We start from the raw sequence: 18,240 nt of genomic DNA, 5'->3' as shown, positions 1-18,240 counted from the left end.
CCGCCATGCGCCGCACGGCAAGCCTGGTCCTGCTCGCCCTCGAGGGGAAGGTGGAGGCCGCGCGGCGGATCGAGGGGACGGCGGGACGGCCCGTCATCGTCTGGGACAGCCTGTCCTACGTCCAGGGCCCCGACGGCAAGACGGTCTCCAAGGTGCCCGAACGGTACATCTTCGACGCCCGGACCCGCGCCACCAGCCCCATCCACCACCGCGGCACCCGGACCTTCCGCGGCCTGACGGTCTACCGCTTCGAGCAGACCGTCCCCTGGACCGAGGTCCGCATGCCGAAGACCATGCCCGTGCGGGGCACCACCCGGAGACCGTCGCCGGGACCGGCACCACCCGCTGGTACTCCACGGTCCGCAGGTTCTGGGCCGAACCGGTCACCGGAGCGCCGGTCCACGGCGAGGAGATCCACCGCGGGGAACTGCGCGGCGGCACCCTGCTCGGCGGCCGCGCCAAGGTCACCGCGTTCGCCGGGCACGTGAAGACGCGGGGGGACTACATCACCCACACGGTCGCCATGGTCAAGCACAACCGCACCCTCGTCCTGGCCCTCACCTCGTACGCCCCCGGGGCTCCCTCGGCCTCGGCCTGCTGCTCCTCGCCCTCTCCCTCTGGCTGGCTGCCCGCGCCCGGCGTCCCCGGGGCCCGGCACCCGCCCGGCCCGAGGAGCCCGCACCGGTCAGCGCCTGAGCCGCGCGTTGGTGTACCGGGTGGGCTCGGCGGCCGCCGGGTCCTCGGGCCACGGATGCTTGGGGTACCGGCCGCGCAGCTCCGCCCGCACGGCCCGGTAACCGTCCGCCCAGAAGGAGGCGAGATCGGCCGTGACGGCGGCGGGCCGCCCGGCGGGGGAGAGCAGGTGCACCAGCAGCGGCACACCCGCCACGGCCGGCGTCTCCCGCAGCCCGAACAGCTCCTGGAGCTTCACGGCGAGCACCGGCCGCTCCGGGTCCCGGTAGTCGATCCGGATCCGGGACCCGCTCGGCACGGTGATCCGCTCGGGCGCCAGCTCCTCCAGCCGGGCCGCTTCCCCGCTCGCCCATGGCAGCAGCCGGGCCAGTGCCTGCCCCGCGTCGATCCGGGCGAGATCGGCCCGCCGCCGGGCCCGGCCCAGCTCCGGCTCCAGCCACTCGTCCACGCGCGCGTGCAGCGCGTCGTCCGACACGTCCGGCCAGGGCTCCCCGAGGTGCGTCCGCAGGAACGCCAGCCGCTGCCGCAGCCCCAGCGCCTCCGGTGACCAGCGCAGCAGCCCGAGCCCCTCCTCCCGGAGCCCGTCGAGCAGGGCGGCGCGGACAAGCGCGGGGCCGGCGTCCTTCAGGGGGCGTACGGCCAGCTCGATCGCCCCCAGCCGCTCGACGTGCCGGGCCACGACGTCCCCGCCGGCCCAGCGCACCTCGTCCCGCTCACCGAGCAGGGCCCCGGCGGCGGCCCGCGCCACGTCCTCGTCGACGACCGCGCCGAGCCGCACGCGCGCGTGCCCCTTCCCCGCGGGCCGGTCGGCGACGGCGACCACGATCCACGGCGCCCCCCGCAGCCCCGACCCCTCGGCCGGCTCGACCCGGGTCCCGGACGCCATGAGATACGACCCCCCGTCGAGCCTGGCCACCCGCTCGGGGAACGCCAGGGCGGCGACCAGCCCCGCGAGCCGGTCGTCACCGGTGCCCGGACCGACCCGGACGGCCCCGTCCCGCGCGGGCGGCTCGGCGGACCCGGCCGAGACGGCACGCAGCCGCCGTACTTCCGCGGCCCACCGCGCGCCGTAGGCGTCACCGCCTGCCCGGGCCCGCCGCAGCGCGCCCGCCAGGTCGTCGCCGTACTCCCGCGGCACCTCCTCGGAGAGCAGCGCGACCACCGGCGCCCCCTCCCCGCCCGTGTCCAGCAGCGCCCGCCCCAGCCGGGGGTGCACGCCCAGCCGGGCCAGCCGCGCGCCGGTCTCCGTGGCCCGCCCGGCGCGGTCCACCGCTCCGACCGCCGTCAGCACGGAGCGGGCCGCCGCCATCGCCCCGCCCGGCGGCGGATCGAGCAGCGCCAGCCCGGAGGCGTCCGGATCGCCCCAGCAGGCCGCCTGAAGGGCGAACGAGGTCAGATCGGCCACCTTGATCTCCGGCGCCGGAAAAGCCGGCAGCCGGGCGTCCTCGGCCTGAGCCCAGCACCGGTACACCACCCCCGGCGCCTCACGCCCGGCCCGGCCCGCCCGCTGCCGCCCGGCCGCCCGCGAGGCCCGCACGGTGGTCAGCCCGCTCAGCCCGCGCGCGTGATCCACCCGCGGTTCCCGGGCCAGCCCCGAGTCGACCACCACCCGCACCCCGGGCACGGTCAGCGACGACTCCGCCACGGACGTCGCCAGCACCACCCGGCGCCGCTCCCCGGCCGACAGCACCGCGTCCTGCACCGCCGCCGGAGCCCGCCCGTGCACCTGGAGCACCTCCACCCCGCCGAGCTCCCCGAGCAGCCCCGCCACCCGCGCGATCTCGCCCACGCCGGGCAGGAAGCACAGCACGTCCCCCTCCCGCTCGGCCAGCGCCCGCCGCACCACCGACGCCACATGCGCCGGCAGCGCCGGATCCACCCGCATCCCGTGCGGCGGCCGCAGCGGCCGGGCCGGCGGCGCCCACACCACCTCCACCGGATGCGCCGCCCCCGTCGCCTCCACCACCGGTGCCCCGCCGAGCAGCCGCGCCCACCCCTCGGCGTCCGTGGTCGCCGACGCGGCCACCAGCCGCAGCTCCGGCCGCAGCGCCTGCCGCACGTCCCACAGGAACGCGGCCACCGTGTCGGCGTCCAGATGCCGCTCATGGCACTCGTCCAGGACCACCACGTCCACCCCGGCCAGCTCCTGGTCGCGCTGGAGCCGCTGGAGCAGGACGCCGGTCGTCACGACCTCCACGCGCGTGTGCCGCCCCACCACCCGCTCGCCGCGCACCGTGAAGCCGACGCTCTCGCCCGGCCGCTCGCCCAGCAGCCACGCCATGCGCCGGGCCGCCGCCCGCGCCGCGATCCGCCGCGGCTCGGCCACCACGACCCGCCGCGCCGGACCGTCGCCCACCAGCCCCGCGAGCACGAGGGGCACCAGCGTGGTCTTGCCGGTGCCGGGCGGCGCCACCAGCACGGCGGTCCCCTCGCCCTCCAGGGCGTCGGTCAGGGCGGGCAGGGCGGAGCGCACGGGCAGCGCGTCCAGAGCGTCGTAACGGATCACGCCACCAGTGTCGTACGACGGGAAAAACGGCCTCCACGCGCGCGTCGGACCTACAAACACACGCGGTGATCACACGCGGTGATCAGGTGACTTCCGTGGGTCGTTTTCGGACGGCTTCAGTCCCGCTCGCACACGAAGATCGCCGTGCCCGGGATCAGGTTCCCGCGCAGGGGCGACCAGCCGCCCCACTCCGAGGTGTTCCACGCCGGCCACTCCGGCTCCACCAGGTCCACCAGCCGGAAGCCGGACGCCACGATGTCCCGCACCCGGTCGCCGAGCGTCCTGTGATGCTCCACGTACACCGCGCGGCCGTGCTCGTCCTGTTCCACATAGGGCGTGCGGTCGAAGTAGGACGCGGACACCGACAGGCCCTCGGGGCCCGGCTCGTCCGGGAACGCCCAGCGGATCGGATGCGTCACCGAGAACACGAACCGTCCGCCCGGCCGCAGCACCCGGCGCACCTCGCGCAGCACCAGCCGCGGGTCGGCCACGAACGGCAGCGCCCCGTACGCGGAGCACGCCAGGTCGAAGGAGCCGTCCGCGAAGGGCAGCGCGCCGGCGTCGGCGCAGACCAGCGGGAAGGCCCCGCCGATCCGCAGCGCGTGCTGGAGCTGGCGGTGCGAGAGGTCCAGGGCCACCGGCCGCGCGCCCTGGGCGGCCAGCCAGCGCGCGCACTGCGCCGCGCCCGCGCCGATCTCCAGGACGTCCCTGCCCTTCAGCTCCTCCGGCCGGCCGAGCAGCCCGGCCTCCACCTCGTCCAGGCCCTCCGGGCCCCACACGAAGCGGTCGTCACCGAGGAAGGTGCCGTGCTCGGTCTGGTACTCGTCCGCGTTCCGGTCCCACCAGCCCCGGTTGGCCCGCGAACTCTCCGTGACGTCCGCGTCACGCCGGGTGGCCTCCGGCTCGAACCCTTCGGACCACTGGGGGTCGTGCGCTTCCGGCTCTTGGATGATCGGCTCCCTCGTCGTACTCTTCCGTCCAGCCCGCCCGAGGGGCCCGCATGGGAGGGTTCCCACGGCCCCGTGCGGCCCGCTGACGCGATTTCTCCGCCGGAAATGCGGCGATCCGCCCCGGGTGTCCGCCGTCGCGCATTGACCCTGTCCGGCTGCCCCCGTATGCTACAAGTTGCGCTGCGGGCCTGCGCACCTCAGACGTAGCAGGCTGCGCTCGCATCTGTTGTATGTCCCCTCGGTTGTCGAGGCGCCATCACCAGTAATGGTGGGGCGCTTCCTTGGCTGTCCGGCTTCTGCAGAGCGAAACGGGCTCCCGGCGTAAGCAGTACCTACGACTTCAATGTCCGTACCGGAGCCCTTTCCCACATGACGAGCAGCACCGAGACCACCGCCACCACCCCGCAGGTAGCGGTCAACGACATCGGTAACGAGGAAGCATTCCTCGCAGCGATCGACGAGACGATCAAGTACTTCAACGACGGCGACATCGTCGACGGCGTCATCGTGAAGGTCGACCGGGACGAGGTCCTGCTCGACATCGGTTACAAGACCGAAGGTGTCATCCCGAGCCGCGAGCTCTCGATCAAGCACGATGTCGACCCGAACGAGGTCGTCGCCGTGGGCGACGAGATCGAGGCCCTGGTCCTCCAGAAGGAGGACAAGGAAGGCCGCCTGATCCTCTCGAAGAAGCGCGCCCAGTACGAGCGTGCCTGGGGCACCATCGAGAAGATCAAGGAAGAGGACGGCATCGTCACCGGTACCGTCATCGAGGTCGTCAAGGGTGGTCTCATCCTCGACATCGGCCTCCGTGGCTTCCTGCCGGCCTCCCTCGTCGAGATGCGCCGTGTCCGCGACCTCCAGCCGTACGTCGGCAAGGAGCTCGAGGCCAAGATCATCGAGCTGGACAAGAACCGCAACAACGTGGTCCTGTCCCGCCGTGCCTGGCTGGAGCAGACCCAGTCCGAGGTCCGCCAGACGTTCCTCACGACCCTCCAGAAGGGTCAGGTCCGCTCCGGTGTGGTCTCCTCGATCGTCAACTTCGGTGCCTTCGTGGACCTGGGTGGCGTCGACGGTCTGGTCCACGTCTCCGAGCTGTCCTGGAAGCACATCGACCACCCGTCCGAGGTTGTCGAGGTCGGCCAGGAGGTCACCGTCGAGGTTCTCGACGTCGACATGGACCGCGAGCGCGTCTCCCTGTCGCTGAAGGCGACCCAGGAAGACCCGTGGCAGCAGTTCGCCCGCACCCACCAGATCGGCCAGGTCGTGCCCGGCAAGGTCACGAAGCTGGTGCCGTTCGGTGCGTTCGTCCGCGTGGACGAGGGCATCGAGGGTCTGGTCCACATCTCCGAGCTGGCCGAGCGCCACGTGGAGATCCCGGAGCAGGTCGTCCAGGTCAACGACGAGATCTTCGTCAAGGTCATCGACATCGACCTCGAGCGTCGCCGCATCAGCCTCTCGCTGAAGCAGGCCAACGAGTCCTTCGGTGCCGACCCGACGGCGGTCGAGTTCGACCCGACCCTGTACGGCATGGCCGCGTCCTACGACGACCAGGGCAACTACATCTACCCCGAGGGCTTCGACCCGGAGACCAACGACTGGCTGCCGGGCTACGAGAAGCAGCGCGAGGAGTGGGAGCGCCAGTACGCCGAGGCGCAGTCCCGCTTCGAGCAGCACCAGCAGCAGGTCATCAAGTCCCGCGAGGCGGACGCCCAGGCCGCTGCCGAGGGTGGCGACGCCGCCGGTGCGGCTCCGGCCGCGGGTGGCGGTTCGTACTCCTCCGAGGGCGCGGACACCTCCGGTGCGCTGGCCTCGGACGAGGCGCTGGCCGCGCTGCGCGAGAAGCTGGCCGGCGGCCAGAGCTGATCGCTGCCGCTGAGGCTTAGCCGATAGTCGCTGAGGGGCCGTACCTTTCGAGGTACGGCCCTTCAGGGTTTTCCGGGTGGGTGCGGTCCCGGTTCGGCCGCGGGTCCGTCGTGGCTTGGCGCGCGGTTCCCCGCGCCCCTGGCGAGTCACGTTTCAGCGTGTTGGCGGTGTCCACGCACACGCCCTCGCCCATGCCCGGCCGTCGTTCCCGGTGTCGTGACCATGTGACAGGCCGTCAAGACGCCGCCCCGCAGGAGATCACCGACGAGCGGCGTGTGGCGGGAATTCCGCTGTTCCGGGGTGCGTTGTCCATGACGAACACGAGGAGGAGCGGTCACAGTGCTTGATCCGCAGGGTTTGTACGCATGGGAGCCGAAGGGCCTCGCCGTGGTGGACATGGCGCTCGCCCAGGAGTCGGCCGGCCTTGTCATGCTCTACCACTTCGACGGATACATCGACGCGGGTGAGACCGGCGACCAGATCGTCGACCGGCTGCTCGACTCACTGCCCCACCAGGTCGTGGCCCGTTTCGACCACGACCGGCTCGTGGACTACCGGGCCCGCCGGCCCCTGCTGACCTTCAAGCGGGACCGCTGGACCGGCTACGAGACCCCGGCCATAGAGGTCCACCTCGTCCAGGACACCACCGGTGCCCCCTTCCTGCTGCTGTCCGGTCCCGAACCGGACGTGGAGTGGGAGCGCTTCGCGGCGGCGGTGCGGCAGATCGTGGAACGGCTCGGCGTGCGCCTGTCCGTGAACTTCCACGGCATCCCCATGGGCGTCCCGCACACCCGCCCGGTGGGCCTGACCCCGCACGGCAACCGCACCGACCTCGTCCCCGGCCACCGCAGCCCCTTCGACGAGGCACAGGTGCCCGGCAGCGCCGAGTCCCTGGTCGAGTACCGCCTCATGGAGGCCGGCCACGACGTCCTGGGCGTCGCCGCGCACGTCCCGCACTACATCGCCCGCTCCCCGTACCCGGACGCCGCGCTGACCGTACTGGAGGCCGTCACGGCCGCCACCGGTCTGGTGCTGCCCGGCGTGGCCCACGCGCTGCGCACGGACGCCCACCGCACCCAGACCGAGATCGACCGGCAGATCCGGGAAGGCGACGAGGAACTGACCGCGCTCGTCCAGGGACTCGAGCACCAGTACGACGCGGCGGCGGGCGCCGAGACCCGGGGCAACATGCTGGCCGAGCCCGTGGAGATCCCGTCGGCCGACGAGATCGGGCGGGAGTTCGAGAAGTTCCTGGCGGAGCGGGAGGGCGACAACTGAGGCGGGGAGCGGGCGCCGGCCGGCACCTGCCGCAACGGCCCCTTGGCTGAGCGTCTAGGCTTCCGCTCATGCTGACAGTGGGCCTGACCGGCGGGATCGGCGCCGGCAAGAGCGAGGTGTCGCGGCTGCTCGTGGAGCACGGGGCCGTCCTGATCGACGCGGACCGCATCGCCCGCGAGGTCGTGGCGCCCGGCACCCCGGGCCTCGCCGCCGTGGCCGACGCCTTCGGCCCGGACATCCTCGCCGCCGACGGCAGCCTGGACCGGCCCCGGCTCGGCTCGATCGTGTTCGCCGACCCGGAGAAGCTCGCCGTCCTCAACTCGATCGTGCACCCTCTGGTCCGGGACCGCTCCCGTGAGCTGGAGAGCGCCGTGCCCGAGGACGCCGTGGTGGTCCACGACGTCCCCCTGCTCACCGAGAACGGTCTCGCACCGCTCTACGACGTCGTGATCGTCGTGGACGCGAGTCCCGAGACCCAGCTCGACCGGCTGGTACGGCTGCGCGGGATGACCGAGGAGGACGCACGCGCGCGTATGGCCGCGCAGGCGACGCGTGAGCAGCGCCGGGAGATCGCGGACATCGTCATCGACAACGACGTCCCCCTGGACGCCTTGCGCAAGCGGGTCGCCGAGGTGTGGGACGACCTCGCCCGCCGGGCGCGGCAGGGGAGCGCCGGCGCGGAATAGCCGACCGCTCGGGGGCGTTGAACCGCTGGAGCAAGGGAAGGACTCAGCCGTGCCCGAGACCAGCGGTTCCACCGGACGTACTCCGGAAACGCATGTCATCGACTTCCGTGCCGCCGAGCAACTGCTCAACGCGCGGGACCCGCGGGGCGCGGTGAAGCTGCTCGACGGAGTCATCGCCGCGCACCCCGAGAACACGGCGGCCCGGCTGCTGCGCGCGCGTGCCTTCTTCGCCGCGGCCCAACTGCGTCCCGCCGAGCTGGAGTTCACCATCGTGCTGGAACGCGAGCCGGACAACGCGTTCGCGCACTTCGCCCTGGCCCGCACCTACGAACGCCAGGGCCGCCCCGACCAGGCCAAACGGCACTTCCGGCTGGCCGCCGCGCTGGACCCCAACCCGCGGTACCTGAAGGCGGCGCGCTTCGACGCGTGACGCCGGGCGGCGCCGACGGTGTGCCCGCTCGGCCGGGGCAGGGGAGTGCCCGTCCCGCTCGCTCACGGGTGCCGGGGGCCGGGCCGTCTCCGGTACGGCCGTCCGCCCGGAGGGTGGTGCCCCGGCGGGCCCGGGTACGGCGGTCCGTCCTCCGGCGGCTGGTACGGCGGTACGTCACGGCCCGGCTGGTAGTGCGGGCCCTGCCGGATGTGCCGCAGGACCACGGCCAGGTCGACGGTGGTCACCAGCCACAGCGCCGCGCACGCCGCAGCCCAGCCCGGCCGCCCGGCCAGCACGAAGGCCAGCGTGCCGAGGGCCGTCCAGCCCACCCCCCACACGCTCAGCCAGAACCGCGCCCGCAGGGCACTGCGCGCGGTCGCCGGTTCACTGCCCGTACGCATCGGACCACCACTCCTCCTTGCAACGTACTCTTCGACGCCGACCCGCACCACCACGCGGAACGGCCCGACCCGGCCCGGCATCCGCAGGGGTCGAGCCCCGGTGCGTCGGGCTCGGATGGTTCCCGTTCCGGCCTGAATGACTCGAAGGAGTGAATCGGAGGAGAGGGGGAACGGGTGTACGGGCGTGGGCCGTTGTCCGGGCATGAGGATCGAGATGCGTGAGGGATACGAGGGCACGGGCCCGGGGGCGATCACCCCGGACGGCTGCGCGGTCGAACTGTACGCACGGCTGCCGGTGGGGGACGAGCCGGACGTCATCGCCGCCGCGGTGCCGGCCGGGGCGCACATCCTGGAGCTGGGCAGCGGGGTCGGCCGGGTGACGCATGCGCTGCTGGAGCGCGGCTTCACGGTCACGGCGGTGGACGAGTCCGCCGACATGCTGGCCCGGGTCCGCGGGGCGCGCACGATATGCGGTCCCATCGAGACCCTGGACCTGGGCGAGACGTTCGACGTGGTGATGCTCGCGTCGTTCCTGGTGCACGCCGGTGACGAGGAGGTGCGCAGGGGCTTGCTGCGTACCTGCGTCCGGCATGTGGCGGAGGGCGGCTGCGTGCTCATCCAGCGGGAGGGCTCGGACTACCACACCAACGTGCCCAGGGAGCGGGTCGATCCGAGCGGCTTCACCGTCCGGATCACCTCGGTCGAGCCGGCCGGAGAGGGCGTCCACTCGGTCCACGCGGAGTATGTGTTCCCGGACGCGGTCTGGACCCAGACCTTCCTGTCCAGGCCCCTGACGAAGGAGCAGTTCGAGTCGGCGCTGGCGGAGGCGGGACTGAGGGCCGACAGGTATCTGACCCCGGACGGGACATGGGTGAGGGCGGTGCCGGTGGGGTGACCTGGGCGGCCGCCCTGACCGGGCCGACGACAGGGGACGGGCCAGGCGGCCGGGCCCGTCGGCTCACCGGTGGGGAGACCCTCGAGTCCGTCCGTTCGCCGGCGGGGGACGCCCCGGGGTCCGCCGGTTCCGTGCCTGTTCGCCGGTTCGCCAGCCGTGGGGCCTGCTACTGGGTCCGTCGGTTCGCCGACTGTGAGGGGCGCCGGGGCTGTCGGCTCACCGGTCGTAGGGGACAGCCCGCAGCCGTCGGCTCGGCAGCCGTGCGGGGGACCGCCGGGTCCGTCGGCGCGTCGGCCAGCGGGTGACTGCCGGGCCCGTCGGCTCACTGGCGCTGGGCGGGCGCCCCCGGGCCGTCGGCGTCCCGGCCGTGGGGTGACCCGCCGGGCCGTCGGCACACCGCCCGTGGGGTGATGCGCCGGGCCCGTCGGCACACCGCCCGTGGGGTGATGCGCCGGGCCCGTCGGCTCACCGCCCCTGGGACTGCCGCCGGTACTGCCGCTGACCGGTCCTGCGGAACTCCGCCCGGGACGTCAACTCGCCGGCCGTGCGGGGGACGGCGGGCGCTGCCCGGTCGGCCGCCGGTGCCGGGCCTGTCCCCGACTAGCCACGGCCCTCCGGCCCGCCACGGCCGGCCGATCTCCCACGGCCGCCCGGTCCGCCCGTACCCTTGCGGCTGCCCGTGCCCGTGCCCGTGCCCGTGCCACCCGGACCCGAGCCGCCCGCGCCGCCCTGTCCGCCTCGGCCGGAGGACGGGCTGGGGCCGGCGAAGCCGGTGGGGGTGCCGAGGGCCAGGCCGCGGAGGCGTTCGAGTTCGCGGCGGTCGCGCTTGGTGGGGCGGCCGGCGCCCCGGTCGCGGAGGGCGACGGGGGCGACGGCCTCGCGGGGCGGCGGCGGAGGGGAGTTGTCGATGTAGCACTGCGCGGCCACGGGCGCCCCGACCCGCTTGCGGATCAGGCGCTTGACGATCACGACCCGTTCCCGGCCCTCGTGCCGCAGCCGTACCTCGTCACCGACGCGCACGGAGTAGGCGGGCTTCACCCGCTCGCCGTTCACCCGCACATGCCCGCCCCGGCAGGCGGTGGCGCCGAGGGAGCGGGTCTTGATCAGACGGACGGCCCAGATCCAGCTGTCGACGCGGACGGTCTCGCCGCCCGCCGGCCCGGCGGCCTCGGCCGCGGCCACCGCGGCGGCGACCTTGGGGTCGAGCGGCTGCGCGGCGGGGGCGGCGGACGCCGCCTCGTCCGGCGCGCCCGCCTCCTCGCCGGTCCCACGGTCCACGTTCTCGTCCGCATCCTCGGAAGCCATGCCCCGACCTTAACGCGCAGGGGCCACCGACCCGGAAGCGTTTTCCCGGTGCTCACCCGGGCACCCGCGCACCCGGCCCGCCTCGCTGCCTCGCCTCCGCCCCACCCCGTCAACCCACACCCTCAGGCTTACGGTGACCGTATGGACAACACCAGCGCCCTCGACCGGCTGGACCGGCGCGTCGCCGGGTGCCGGGCCTGTCCCCGGCTGGTCGAGTGGCGGGAGGAGGTGGCCCGTACGAAACGGGCCGCGTTCGCCGACTGGACGTACTGGGGGCGGCCGGTGCCCGGCTTCGGCCCCGCCGACGCCCGGCTGGTGATCATCGGGCTCGCCCCGGCCGCGCACGGCGGCAACCGCACCGGCCGGATGTTCACCGGCGACCGTTCCGGGGACGTGCTCTACCAGGCGCTGTACGACGTGGGGCTGGCCTCCCAGCCCACGTCCGTCAGCGCGGACGACGGTCTCGAGCTGTACGGCGTGCGGGTCACGGCGCCGGTGCACTGCGCGCCGCCCGCCAACAAGCCGACCCCGGGCGAGCGCGACACCTGCCGTCCCTGGCTGGTCCAGGAACTGACGGTGCTCCGGCCGACGCTGCGGGCCGCCGTCGTCCTCGGTGCCTTCGGCTGGCAGGCCGCGCTGCCCGCGTTCGCGGCGGCCGGCTGGACGGTGCCCCGCCCCCGCCCCGCCTTCGGCCACGGCGCCCGGGTCGCGCTGGACGGCCTGGACCTCTTCGGCTGCTTCCACGTCAGCCAGCGCAACACCTTCACCGGCCGGCTCACCGCCGAGATGCTGCGGGAGGTCCTGCGCACGGCGGCGGACGCGGCCGGGCTGCCGTGAGGGACCGGCACGGCCGCGCTCAGCCCTCCTCGCCGAACAGGTGCCGTACCGTCGAGCGGTAGTTGGCGCGGACGTGGCCGAGCGCGTGTGCGCGGGCCCGGTCCGGGTCGCCGGAGGCGATGGCCTCGTACAGTTCCCGGTGCTCGGCGAGGAGTTGGGGCCACTCCTCGTTGCGCCGGGTGAGCCAGCGCAGGCGGCCGTCGACCGGTTCCATCACCGAGATCAGCAGGCCGTTGCCGGCCATGGCGAGGACCCGGTCGTGGAAGCGCGTGTTGACGTCCGTGATCGCCTCGGCGTCCCCCGCCTCGGTCGCCCGGGCCGCCCGGCCGAGCAGGTCCCGTAGCTCCGCCAGGTCCCGCGGGGTCGCCCGGGCCGCCGCCAGACCCGCCGCGTACACCTCCAACGCCTCGCGCAACTCGAAGAGTTCGCGGACGTCGGCCGGGGTGAGCCGGCGCACGACGGTGCGGCGGGCCGACTCGAAGAGGACGAAACCCTCGGCGACCAGGGCCCGGATGGCCTCGCGCACCGGCACCCGCGAGACCCCGAACCGCTCGGCCAGTTCCCGCTCCACGAGCCGGTCGCCGGGCCCGAGGCGCCCGGCGATGATGTCCTCCCGCAGGCTCGCCAGGACGCGCTCACGCACCGCGCCCAGGGGTTCGGTCTTGGCCCGTCCGGGGCCCGTCGTGGGGCTCATGGGCCCATCTTCGCCGACGGCGGGGGTCTTTTACCGGGCCGTAACGGCGACGACATCGGTCCGGACGCTTGACGGCGAGACCATGACGGCAGTTTGGTATACCAAACGCGCTCGTCCGGCACTCAAGGAAAACCGCCCGGCACACAAGGAACCTCGCCCGGCACACAAAACCTCGCCCGGCACGCAAGGAAACGCGCCGGGAAGACCGCCGGGAAACCGCCGTCCTCCGTCCCCGCGACCCTGGAGGCCCCGTGTCCCTCGCCGACCGCGCCACCGCCACCGGCGCCGCCGCGTCCGTCCCCGACCCCCGCCTCGTCAACGAGGACCTCGCCCCCGCGAAACAGCGGAACTGGAAGGTCTTCGACCTGTTCGCCCTGTGGATGTCCGACGTCCACAACCTCGGCAACTACACTTTCGCCGCCGGCCTGCTGGTCCTCGGCCTGAACGTCTGGCAGGTCCTCACCTCCCTCCTCGTCGGCTTCGTGCTCATCTACGCGGGCATGAACGGGATGGGCAGGATCGGCCAGCGGCACGGGGTGCCCTTCCCCGTCGTCAGCCGCATCAGCTTCGGCGTCTGGGGCGCCAACATCCCGGCGCTGATCCGGGCCGTGATCGCCATCATGTGGTACGGCATCCAGACCTATCTGGCCTCCGTCGCCGTCAACGTCATGCTGCTGGCCGCCTGGCCGGGCCTTCAGTCGCTCACGCGCCCCTCCTTCCTCGGCCTGGACGCGCTCGGCTGGATCTCCTTCGTCTCGCTCTGGCTCCTCCAGGCGCTGATCATCAGCCGGGGCATGGAAGCGGTGCGCCGGTTCCAGGACTTCTGCGGTCCGGCGATCTGGCTGGTGATGATCGCGCTGGCCGTCTGGGTGCTCGCCGAGGCCCACTGGCACATCCCGCTCACCGCCACCCCGCACCCGGTCACGGCCGGCGAGCAGTGGCGGCAGTGGTTCGGCGCGATCGGCCTGATCCTGGCCACCTACGGCACCCTGATGCTCAACTTCTGCGACTTCTCCCGCTTCGCGCCCGACCAACGGACCGTCCGGCGCGGCAACTTCTGGGGCCTGCCCGTCAACTCCACGGCGTTCGTGGTCGTCTCGGTGATCGTCACGGCGGGCTCCCTGGAGGCGTTCGGCGAGGCCATCACCGACCCGGCGGAGCTGGTCGCAAGGGTGGGCAACACCTGGGTGCTCGTCGTCGCCGCGCTGACCTTCGCCATCGCCACGATGGGCGTCAACATCGTCGCCAACTTCGTCTCCCCGGCGTACGACCTGGCCAACGTCTGGCCGCGCAGGATCACCTTCAAGGCCGGCGGGATGATCAGCACGGTGGCGGCCCTGGTGGTCACCCCCTGGAACCTCTTCTCCAACCCGGCCGTCGTCAACTACTTCCTCGGCGGCCTCGGCGCCTTCCTGGGCCCGCTGTTCGGCGTGATCATGGTCGACTACTACTGGGTCAAGCGCGGCAGGATCGACGTGGACGCGCTGTTCGACGCCCGGCCCGGCACCCCGTACCACTACCGCAAGGGCGTCAACCCCAAGGCGCTGTGGGCGTTCCTGCCGTCCGCCGCGGTCGCCGCCGTCCTCGCGCTCGTGCGGAGCTTCGGCGCGGTGTCCCCGTACTCCTGGTTCATCGGCACGGCGCTCGCCGCCGGTCTGTACGCGGCGCTGTGCCGCCGGGAGCGCGCGGCGGCGGGACAGGAGGGCTGACGTGCGGATCGTCGTCACCAACTGCAACACCACCCGCGAGATGACCGAGGACATCGTCCGCGGCGCCCGTGCCGCCGCGGGCCCGGACACCACCGTGACCGGACTGACCCCCGCCTGGGGACCCGAGTCCGCCGAGGGCTGGCTGGACAGCTACCTGTCCGCCGCCGCCGTCCTCGACGCGCTGCGCACCTACGACGGCCCGCCCTGCGACGCGGTGGTGCTGGCCGGGTTCGGGGAGCACGGGCGGGAGGGCGTACGGGAACTGGTGGACGTACCCGTGGTGGACATCACCGAGGCCGCGGCCCACCTCGCCTGTCTCCTCGGGCGCCGCTACGGCGTCGTCACCACCCTCGACCGGTCCCGCGGCCAGATCGAGGACAGCCTGGAGACCGCGGGCGTGGCCCGCAACTGCGCCGCCGTCGTCGGCACCGGCCTCGGCGTGCTCGACCTCGCCGCGGACCCGGCCCGGACCGAGACCGCGTTCCTCGCCGCCGCCGGACGCGCCCGGGACGCCGGCGCCGAGGTGCTGATCCTGGGCTGCGCCGGGATGACCGGGCTGGAGGGGACGGTGGCGCGGAAGCTCGGGCTGCCGGTGGTCGACGGCGTCGGGGCGGCGGTCAAGCTCGCCGAGTCCCTCGTGGCACTCGGCCTGACCACGAGCCGCGCGGGCGGCTACGCCAAGCCGCTGCCCAAACACCGGGCATGGGGGCGTCCCACGGCACCCGGCCGGGGAGGGACGGCTCAGGGCCGCCAGTCGTAGCGGACGTCCGGTTCGCGCTCCTCGTTGCGGCTGCCGTCGGTGAACGCCACGGCGGTGAAGCCGTGCCGCTCGTAGAAGCGGTGGGCGGGCTCGTTCACCTGGAACGTCCACAGGGTCAGCCCGCCCGGGCTGCGTTCCTTGGCCAGCGCGACGAACCGGTCCCCGATGCCCCGGCCCCGCCACTCGGGGTCCAGGTACAGCTGGTCCAGCACCTCCCCGTCCAGCACCATCAGGCCGACCACACCGGCGCCGGCCGCCTCCGCCACCCAGGTCTCCCGTGCCGGCACCACGACCTCACGGATGTAGTCCCGGACCTCGTCGTCGGTGCGCGGGCGGACGACGGTCGGCAGCGCGGCGCCGAAGGACCGCAGATAGACGTCGGCGACGGCACGGGCGTCGGCCGGCACGGCACGGCGCAGCACGACCGGGTCCGCCGCCGGCTCCGGCACCACGGCGGTGGCCGTGATCTCCACGAGCTGGCCGGGGTAGCCGAGGCAGCTCACGCCGAGCAGCGTGGAGGAGTGCGGGCCCGCGCTCAGCCCCGAGGACTCCACCACCCGCCACACCGCGGACAGCGCCGCGGTGTCGTCGCCGACCACGTACACGTCCGTCGTCAGCACATGCTCCAGATCGCTGCCGACGGCCCGCAGCTGCTCGCGCAGATTGGCGATCACCTGCTCTGCCTGGCGCACGGGGTCCCCCGGCCCCACCAGTTCCCCGTCGGCGGTCAGCGGCACCGCCCCGGCGAGGAACGCGAGCTTCGTGCCCGCCTCGACGACCGAGGCGTGGGAGTAGACGGGCGGAGGGAACAGGGCGGGGGCGGTCACACGCCGGATCACGAGGCGGCTCCTAGGGGGCGGCGGACAGAGGCCCGATCATCCGGCCCGCCCGGCCTCGCCCGCATCCGAATTGACGACGCCCAGGAGGCCGTATCGACGACGCCAAGGAGCCGTCGGGGTGTCGCGGCACGAAAGGCGTGCTTCTGAAGGCGAGGAGGCCTCCGGGCATTGCGTTCATAAAGAAAACGGCCGTCCCGGCAGGTTTCACACGGGCGAAACGTGAGCGTTCCGTTCGCGTGGGGAACGCGATCTACCGTGGAGCCACCTCCACCGGCCACCGTCGTCCGAAGGCCCACCCCCGCCCTCGAATGAACAGGAGCCCCGTGTCCCGGCCCGCCCTGCCCGCCGTACCCCCCTGGCTCGCCCACGCCTTCCGCGCCCAGCGCGAACCCGTCCCCTGGAACGCGGTGTGCCGGGGCGCCCTGGCCGCCGGGCCGTCGCTGCTCGCCGGGATGCTCCTCGGCCGGACGGCCCTCGGGGTGCTCGCGGCCATCGGCGCCATGCTCGCGGGCATCAACGACCGGCCGGGCGGCCGGCGGGCCTCCGTGCGTCGCCTCGGCGTACCCGCGTCGGCCGGGGCGGCCGGGCTGCTCGCGGGAACGTACGCGGGGCAGGGGCTGACCGCCGTACCGCTGACCCTGGTGCTCACCGCGCTGGGCCTGGCCGCCGGCGGCATCAGCGCCGTCGGGCCCGTCGCCTCCGCCGCCGGCACCCAGCTGCTCGTCGCCGCGGCGATCGGCGCCGGCATGCCCGCGGCCGACCCCGGCTGGCAGCGCGCCCTCGCCTTCCTCGCCGGGGCCGGCTGGCTGCTCGTGCTGCGGCTCGTCCTGCCCACCCCGGGCTCGCTCGCCGGGGACTTCCGGTTCGACGGGGAGCGGGCCGCGGTCGCCGGCGTGTACGACGCGATCGCCGCGCTCGTCGAAGCCGCGGGCGGCGCGCACGCCACCGCCCGGCGGGCCGCGCTGACCGCCGCGCTCGACCACGCCCAGGACGCCCTCGCCGGACCCCGGCTGCGCGGCCGCCCCGCCTGCGCCGCCGAACGCCGGCTGCACGCGCGGTTCGCCGCGGCGCTGCCCCTCGCCGAGGCCGCCACCGCCCTGTGCTGGGCGGGGGAGCCGGTGCCGGCGCGGGCGGCACAGGGGCCCCGGCGGCTCGCCGCGGCCGTCCGCGCCGACGCCGGCCCCGGCCCGCTGCCCGCCCCGCACCTGCCCTCCGGCCGGCTCCGCGCCCCCGGGGCACCGCCCGTGCTCCCCGCCCTGCGCGCCCTGGACGACGCCCTGCTGCGCGCCGCCGAGGCCTTCGACCGGGGCGAGGGCGCCCACCGCGGACTGACGGTCCGGCGCCGGGGCCCGCGCCGGGCGCTGCGGGCCGCGTTCGGCGCCGGCGGGCGGGAGTACGGTCTGCGCGTCGCCCTCTGCTTCGGCGCCAGCGCGGCCATCGCCCAGGCCCTGCACCACGCCCGCTGGTACGGGCCGCACACGCACTGGTACTGGCTGCCCGCCACCGCCGTCTTCCTCGTCAAGCCCGACCTCGGCCCGCTCGCCTCCCGGGTGCTGTGCCGGGCCGCCGGCACCGTCCTCGGCGCCCTGGTCTTCGCCGGGCTCGCCGCGCTGCTGCCCCGCCCGGCCGGACTGATCGCGCTGGTGGCGGTGTGCGGCGCGCTCATCCCGGTCGCCACCCGGCACTTCGCGGCACTCACCGCCGTCGTGACCGTCCTCGTCCTCGCCCTGATCATGGCCGGTGGCGAACCGCAGGCCTCGGCCGGCCGGATCGGCGAGACCCTGCTGGCCTGTGCGCTCGTGCTGGTCGTGGGACACCTGCCGATGCCGGGGGAGCGGGGCGGCGGGGTACGCGACCGGCTCGCGGCGGCCGGCGGCGCGGCACACGCCTACCTGCTGCACGTCCTCGGCCCGCCCGGGCACGGTGACCGGGCGGAGGGGCGGCTGCTGTCCGGCGAGCCCGGTGGTCGCGCCGAGCGGCGGGCGTCGTTCGGTGAGTCCGGCGACCGCGCCGAGCGGTGGGCGTTGCGCCGGGAGGCGTACCGGACCCTCGCCGAGGCCCGGACCGCCATCTCGCACGCCGCCGCCGAACTGCCCGCGCTGGCCCGGCACACGGAGGGCACGGACGCCGTCGCCGAGGCGCTGGAACGGCTCGTGGACACCACCACGGCCTGCGCCGTGCACCTCGACGACACCGGGCGGCTCACCCCTCGGCACCTCCGGCGGCTGCGCGAGGCACTGGCGGAGCTGGAGCGGCTGGAGCGAGGGGGCCTACGGGTACCGCTGCCCGTCGCGGCGTAGCCGTACCGAGCCGTCGAGCCGTACCGAACCGACGGGACTGAGCCGACGTGGCCGTACCGAACCGACGTGACCGAGCCGACGTGGCCGTACC

Annotated in this window: 15 protein-coding genes and 2 pseudogenes; 10 read left to right on the top strand and 7 right to left on the bottom strand. The window is 74.3% G+C overall.

The window, feature by feature from the left end; translation table 11 throughout:
- Positions 1–38 precede the first annotated feature (38 nt).
- Positions 39–696: pseudogene (locus HB370_RS11320) on the top strand (porin PorA family protein); the annotation flags it as partial.
- On the opposite strand, the gene hrpB reads toward HB370_RS11320, so the two are convergent.
- Complete coding sequence (hrpB, locus tag HB370_RS11315) at positions 686–3,199, bottom strand: ATP-dependent helicase HrpB (RefSeq protein ID WP_030792469.1); 2,514 nt, start codon at positions 3,197–3,199, stop codon at positions 686–688. The pseudogene HB370_RS11320 and the gene hrpB sit on opposite strands and share 11 nt — an antisense overlap.
- A gap of 116 nt (positions 3,200–3,315) precedes the next feature.
- Positions 3,316–4,152 carry a class I SAM-dependent methyltransferase gene (locus HB370_RS11310; RefSeq protein ID WP_030792466.1) on the bottom strand — a complete coding sequence of 279 codons (837 nt, stop codon included), beginning with the start codon at positions 4,150–4,152 and terminating at the stop codon, positions 3,316–3,318.
- A gap of 366 nt (positions 4,153–4,518) precedes the next feature.
- Between HB370_RS11310 and rpsA the strand changes: the two genes are divergently transcribed.
- The 4 genes from rpsA (at position 4,519) to HB370_RS11290 (ending at position 8,409) form a co-directional block, all read left to right on the top strand.
- On the top strand, positions 4,519–6,015 hold the full coding sequence (gene rpsA, locus HB370_RS11305) for a 30S ribosomal protein S1 (RefSeq protein ID WP_030792463.1): 1,497 nt from the start codon (positions 4,519–4,521) through the stop codon (positions 6,013–6,015).
- Between the two features lie 339 nt (positions 6,016–6,354).
- Positions 6,355–7,293 (top strand): PAC2 family protein, encoded by a 939-nt coding sequence (locus HB370_RS11300; RefSeq protein ID WP_030792460.1) that lies wholly within the window; start codon positions 6,355–6,357, stop codon positions 7,291–7,293.
- A gap of 68 nt (positions 7,294–7,361) precedes the next feature.
- On the top strand, positions 7,362–7,979 hold the full coding sequence (coaE, locus tag HB370_RS11295; protein ID WP_030792457.1) for a dephospho-CoA kinase: 618 nt from the start codon (positions 7,362–7,364) through the stop codon (positions 7,977–7,979).
- Positions 7,980–8,028: 49 nt separating this feature from the next.
- Entirely contained in the window at positions 8,029–8,409 is a 381-nt protein-coding gene (locus HB370_RS11290; RefSeq protein WP_030792454.1) for a tetratricopeptide repeat protein, read from the top strand.
- A gap of 62 nt (positions 8,410–8,471) precedes the next feature.
- On the opposite strand, the gene HB370_RS11285 is transcribed toward HB370_RS11290, so the two are convergent.
- Positions 8,472–8,810 carry a DUF6343 family protein gene (locus HB370_RS11285; protein WP_078637778.1) on the bottom strand — a complete coding sequence of 113 codons (339 nt, stop codon included), beginning with the start codon at positions 8,808–8,810 and terminating at the stop codon, positions 8,472–8,474.
- 214 nt (positions 8,811–9,024) lie between these two features.
- Between HB370_RS11285 and HB370_RS11280 the strand changes: the two genes are divergently transcribed.
- Positions 9,025–9,705: a class I SAM-dependent methyltransferase gene (locus tag HB370_RS11280; protein WP_037703070.1), complete on the top strand. Its 681-nt coding sequence runs from the start codon at positions 9,025–9,027 to the stop codon at positions 9,703–9,705.
- Between the two features lie 600 nt (positions 9,706–10,305).
- On the opposite strand, the gene HB370_RS11275 is transcribed toward HB370_RS11280, so the two are convergent.
- Entirely contained in the window at positions 10,306–11,010 is a 705-nt protein-coding gene (locus tag HB370_RS11275) for an RNA-binding S4 domain-containing protein (protein ID WP_030792445.1), read from the bottom strand.
- Between the two features lie 141 nt (positions 11,011–11,151).
- On the opposite strand from HB370_RS11275, the gene HB370_RS11270 reads away from it, so the two are divergent.
- Complete coding sequence (locus HB370_RS11270; protein ID WP_030792442.1) at positions 11,152–11,847, top strand: uracil-DNA glycosylase; 696 nt, start codon at positions 11,152–11,154, stop codon at positions 11,845–11,847.
- Between the two features lie 19 nt (positions 11,848–11,866).
- Here HB370_RS11270 and HB370_RS11265 read toward each other — a convergent pair whose 3' ends face one another.
- A complete protein-coding gene (locus tag HB370_RS11265) occupies positions 11,867–12,541 on the bottom strand; it encodes a GntR family transcriptional regulator (RefSeq protein WP_030792439.1) in 675 nt (224 codons plus the stop codon).
- Positions 12,542–12,792: 251 nt separating this feature from the next.
- Between HB370_RS11265 and HB370_RS11260 the strand changes: the two genes are divergently transcribed.
- Both HB370_RS11260 and HB370_RS11255 read left to right on the top strand, forming a co-directional pair.
- Positions 12,793–14,250 carry an NCS1 family nucleobase:cation symporter-1 gene (locus HB370_RS11260; RefSeq protein ID WP_030792436.1) on the top strand — a complete coding sequence of 486 codons (1,458 nt, stop codon included), beginning with the start codon at positions 12,793–12,795 and terminating at the stop codon, positions 14,248–14,250.
- Position 14,251: 1 nt separating this feature from the next.
- Positions 14,252–15,010: an aspartate/glutamate racemase family protein gene (locus tag HB370_RS11255; RefSeq protein ID WP_037703040.1), complete on the top strand. Its 759-nt coding sequence runs from the start codon at positions 14,252–14,254 to the stop codon at positions 15,008–15,010.
- Here the strand turns inward: HB370_RS11255 and HB370_RS41855 are convergent.
- A complete protein-coding gene (locus HB370_RS41855) occupies positions 14,992–15,459 on the bottom strand; it encodes a GNAT family N-acetyltransferase (protein ID WP_244406021.1) in 468 nt (155 codons plus the stop codon). The genes HB370_RS11255 and HB370_RS41855 overlap by 19 nt on opposite strands.
- Positions 15,451–15,849: pseudogene (locus tag HB370_RS42465) on the bottom strand (RidA family protein); the annotation flags it as partial. The pseudogene HB370_RS42465 and the gene HB370_RS41855, both read right to left, overlap by 9 nt.
- A gap of 308 nt (positions 15,850–16,157) precedes the next feature.
- Between HB370_RS42465 and HB370_RS11245 the strand changes: the two are divergent.
- Complete coding sequence (locus HB370_RS11245) at positions 16,158–18,149, top strand: FUSC family protein (RefSeq protein ID WP_030792427.1); 1,992 nt, start codon at positions 16,158–16,160, stop codon at positions 18,147–18,149.
- Positions 18,150–18,240: the final 91 nt, after the last annotated feature.

Origin of the sequence: Streptomyces sp. DSM 40868 (assembly GCF_011820545.1) — a bacterium.
GTDB classification, from domain to species: Bacteria; Actinomycetota; Actinomycetes; order Streptomycetales; family Streptomycetaceae; genus Streptomyces; species Streptomyces eurythermus.
The sequence above is the reverse complement of the archived record's forward strand: the minus strand, read 5'-3'. Positions and strand labels throughout refer to the sequence as shown.

What these genes read in the sequence shown, in the direction of transcription:
- coaE (WP_030792457.1), top strand. Translation starts at nt 7,362, where the DNA reads ATGCTGACAGTGGGCCTGACCGGCGGGATCGGCGCCGGCAAGAGCGAG.
- HB370_RS11270 (WP_030792442.1), top strand. Translation starts at nt 11,152, where the DNA reads ATGGACAACACCAGCGCCCTCGACCGGCTGGACCGGCGCGTCGCCGGG.
- HB370_RS11275 (WP_030792445.1), bottom strand. Translation starts at nt 11,010, where the DNA reads ATGGCTTCCGAGGATGCGGACGAGAACGTGGACCGTGGGACCGGCGAG.
- HB370_RS11245 (WP_030792427.1), top strand. Translation starts at nt 16,158, where the DNA reads ATGAACAGGAGCCCCGTGTCCCGGCCCGCCCTGCCCGCCGTACCCCCC.
- HB370_RS11280 (WP_037703070.1), top strand. Translation starts at nt 9,025, where the DNA reads ATGCGTGAGGGATACGAGGGCACGGGCCCGGGGGCGATCACCCCGGAC.
- HB370_RS11285 (WP_078637778.1), bottom strand. Translation starts at nt 8,810, where the DNA reads ATGCGTACGGGCAGTGAACCGGCGACCGCGCGCAGTGCCCTGCGGGCG.
- HB370_RS11265 (WP_030792439.1), bottom strand. Translation starts at nt 12,541, where the DNA reads ATGAGCCCCACGACGGGCCCCGGACGGGCCAAGACCGAACCCCTGGGC.
- rpsA (WP_030792463.1), top strand. Translation starts at nt 4,519, where the DNA reads ATGACGAGCAGCACCGAGACCACCGCCACCACCCCGCAGGTAGCGGTC.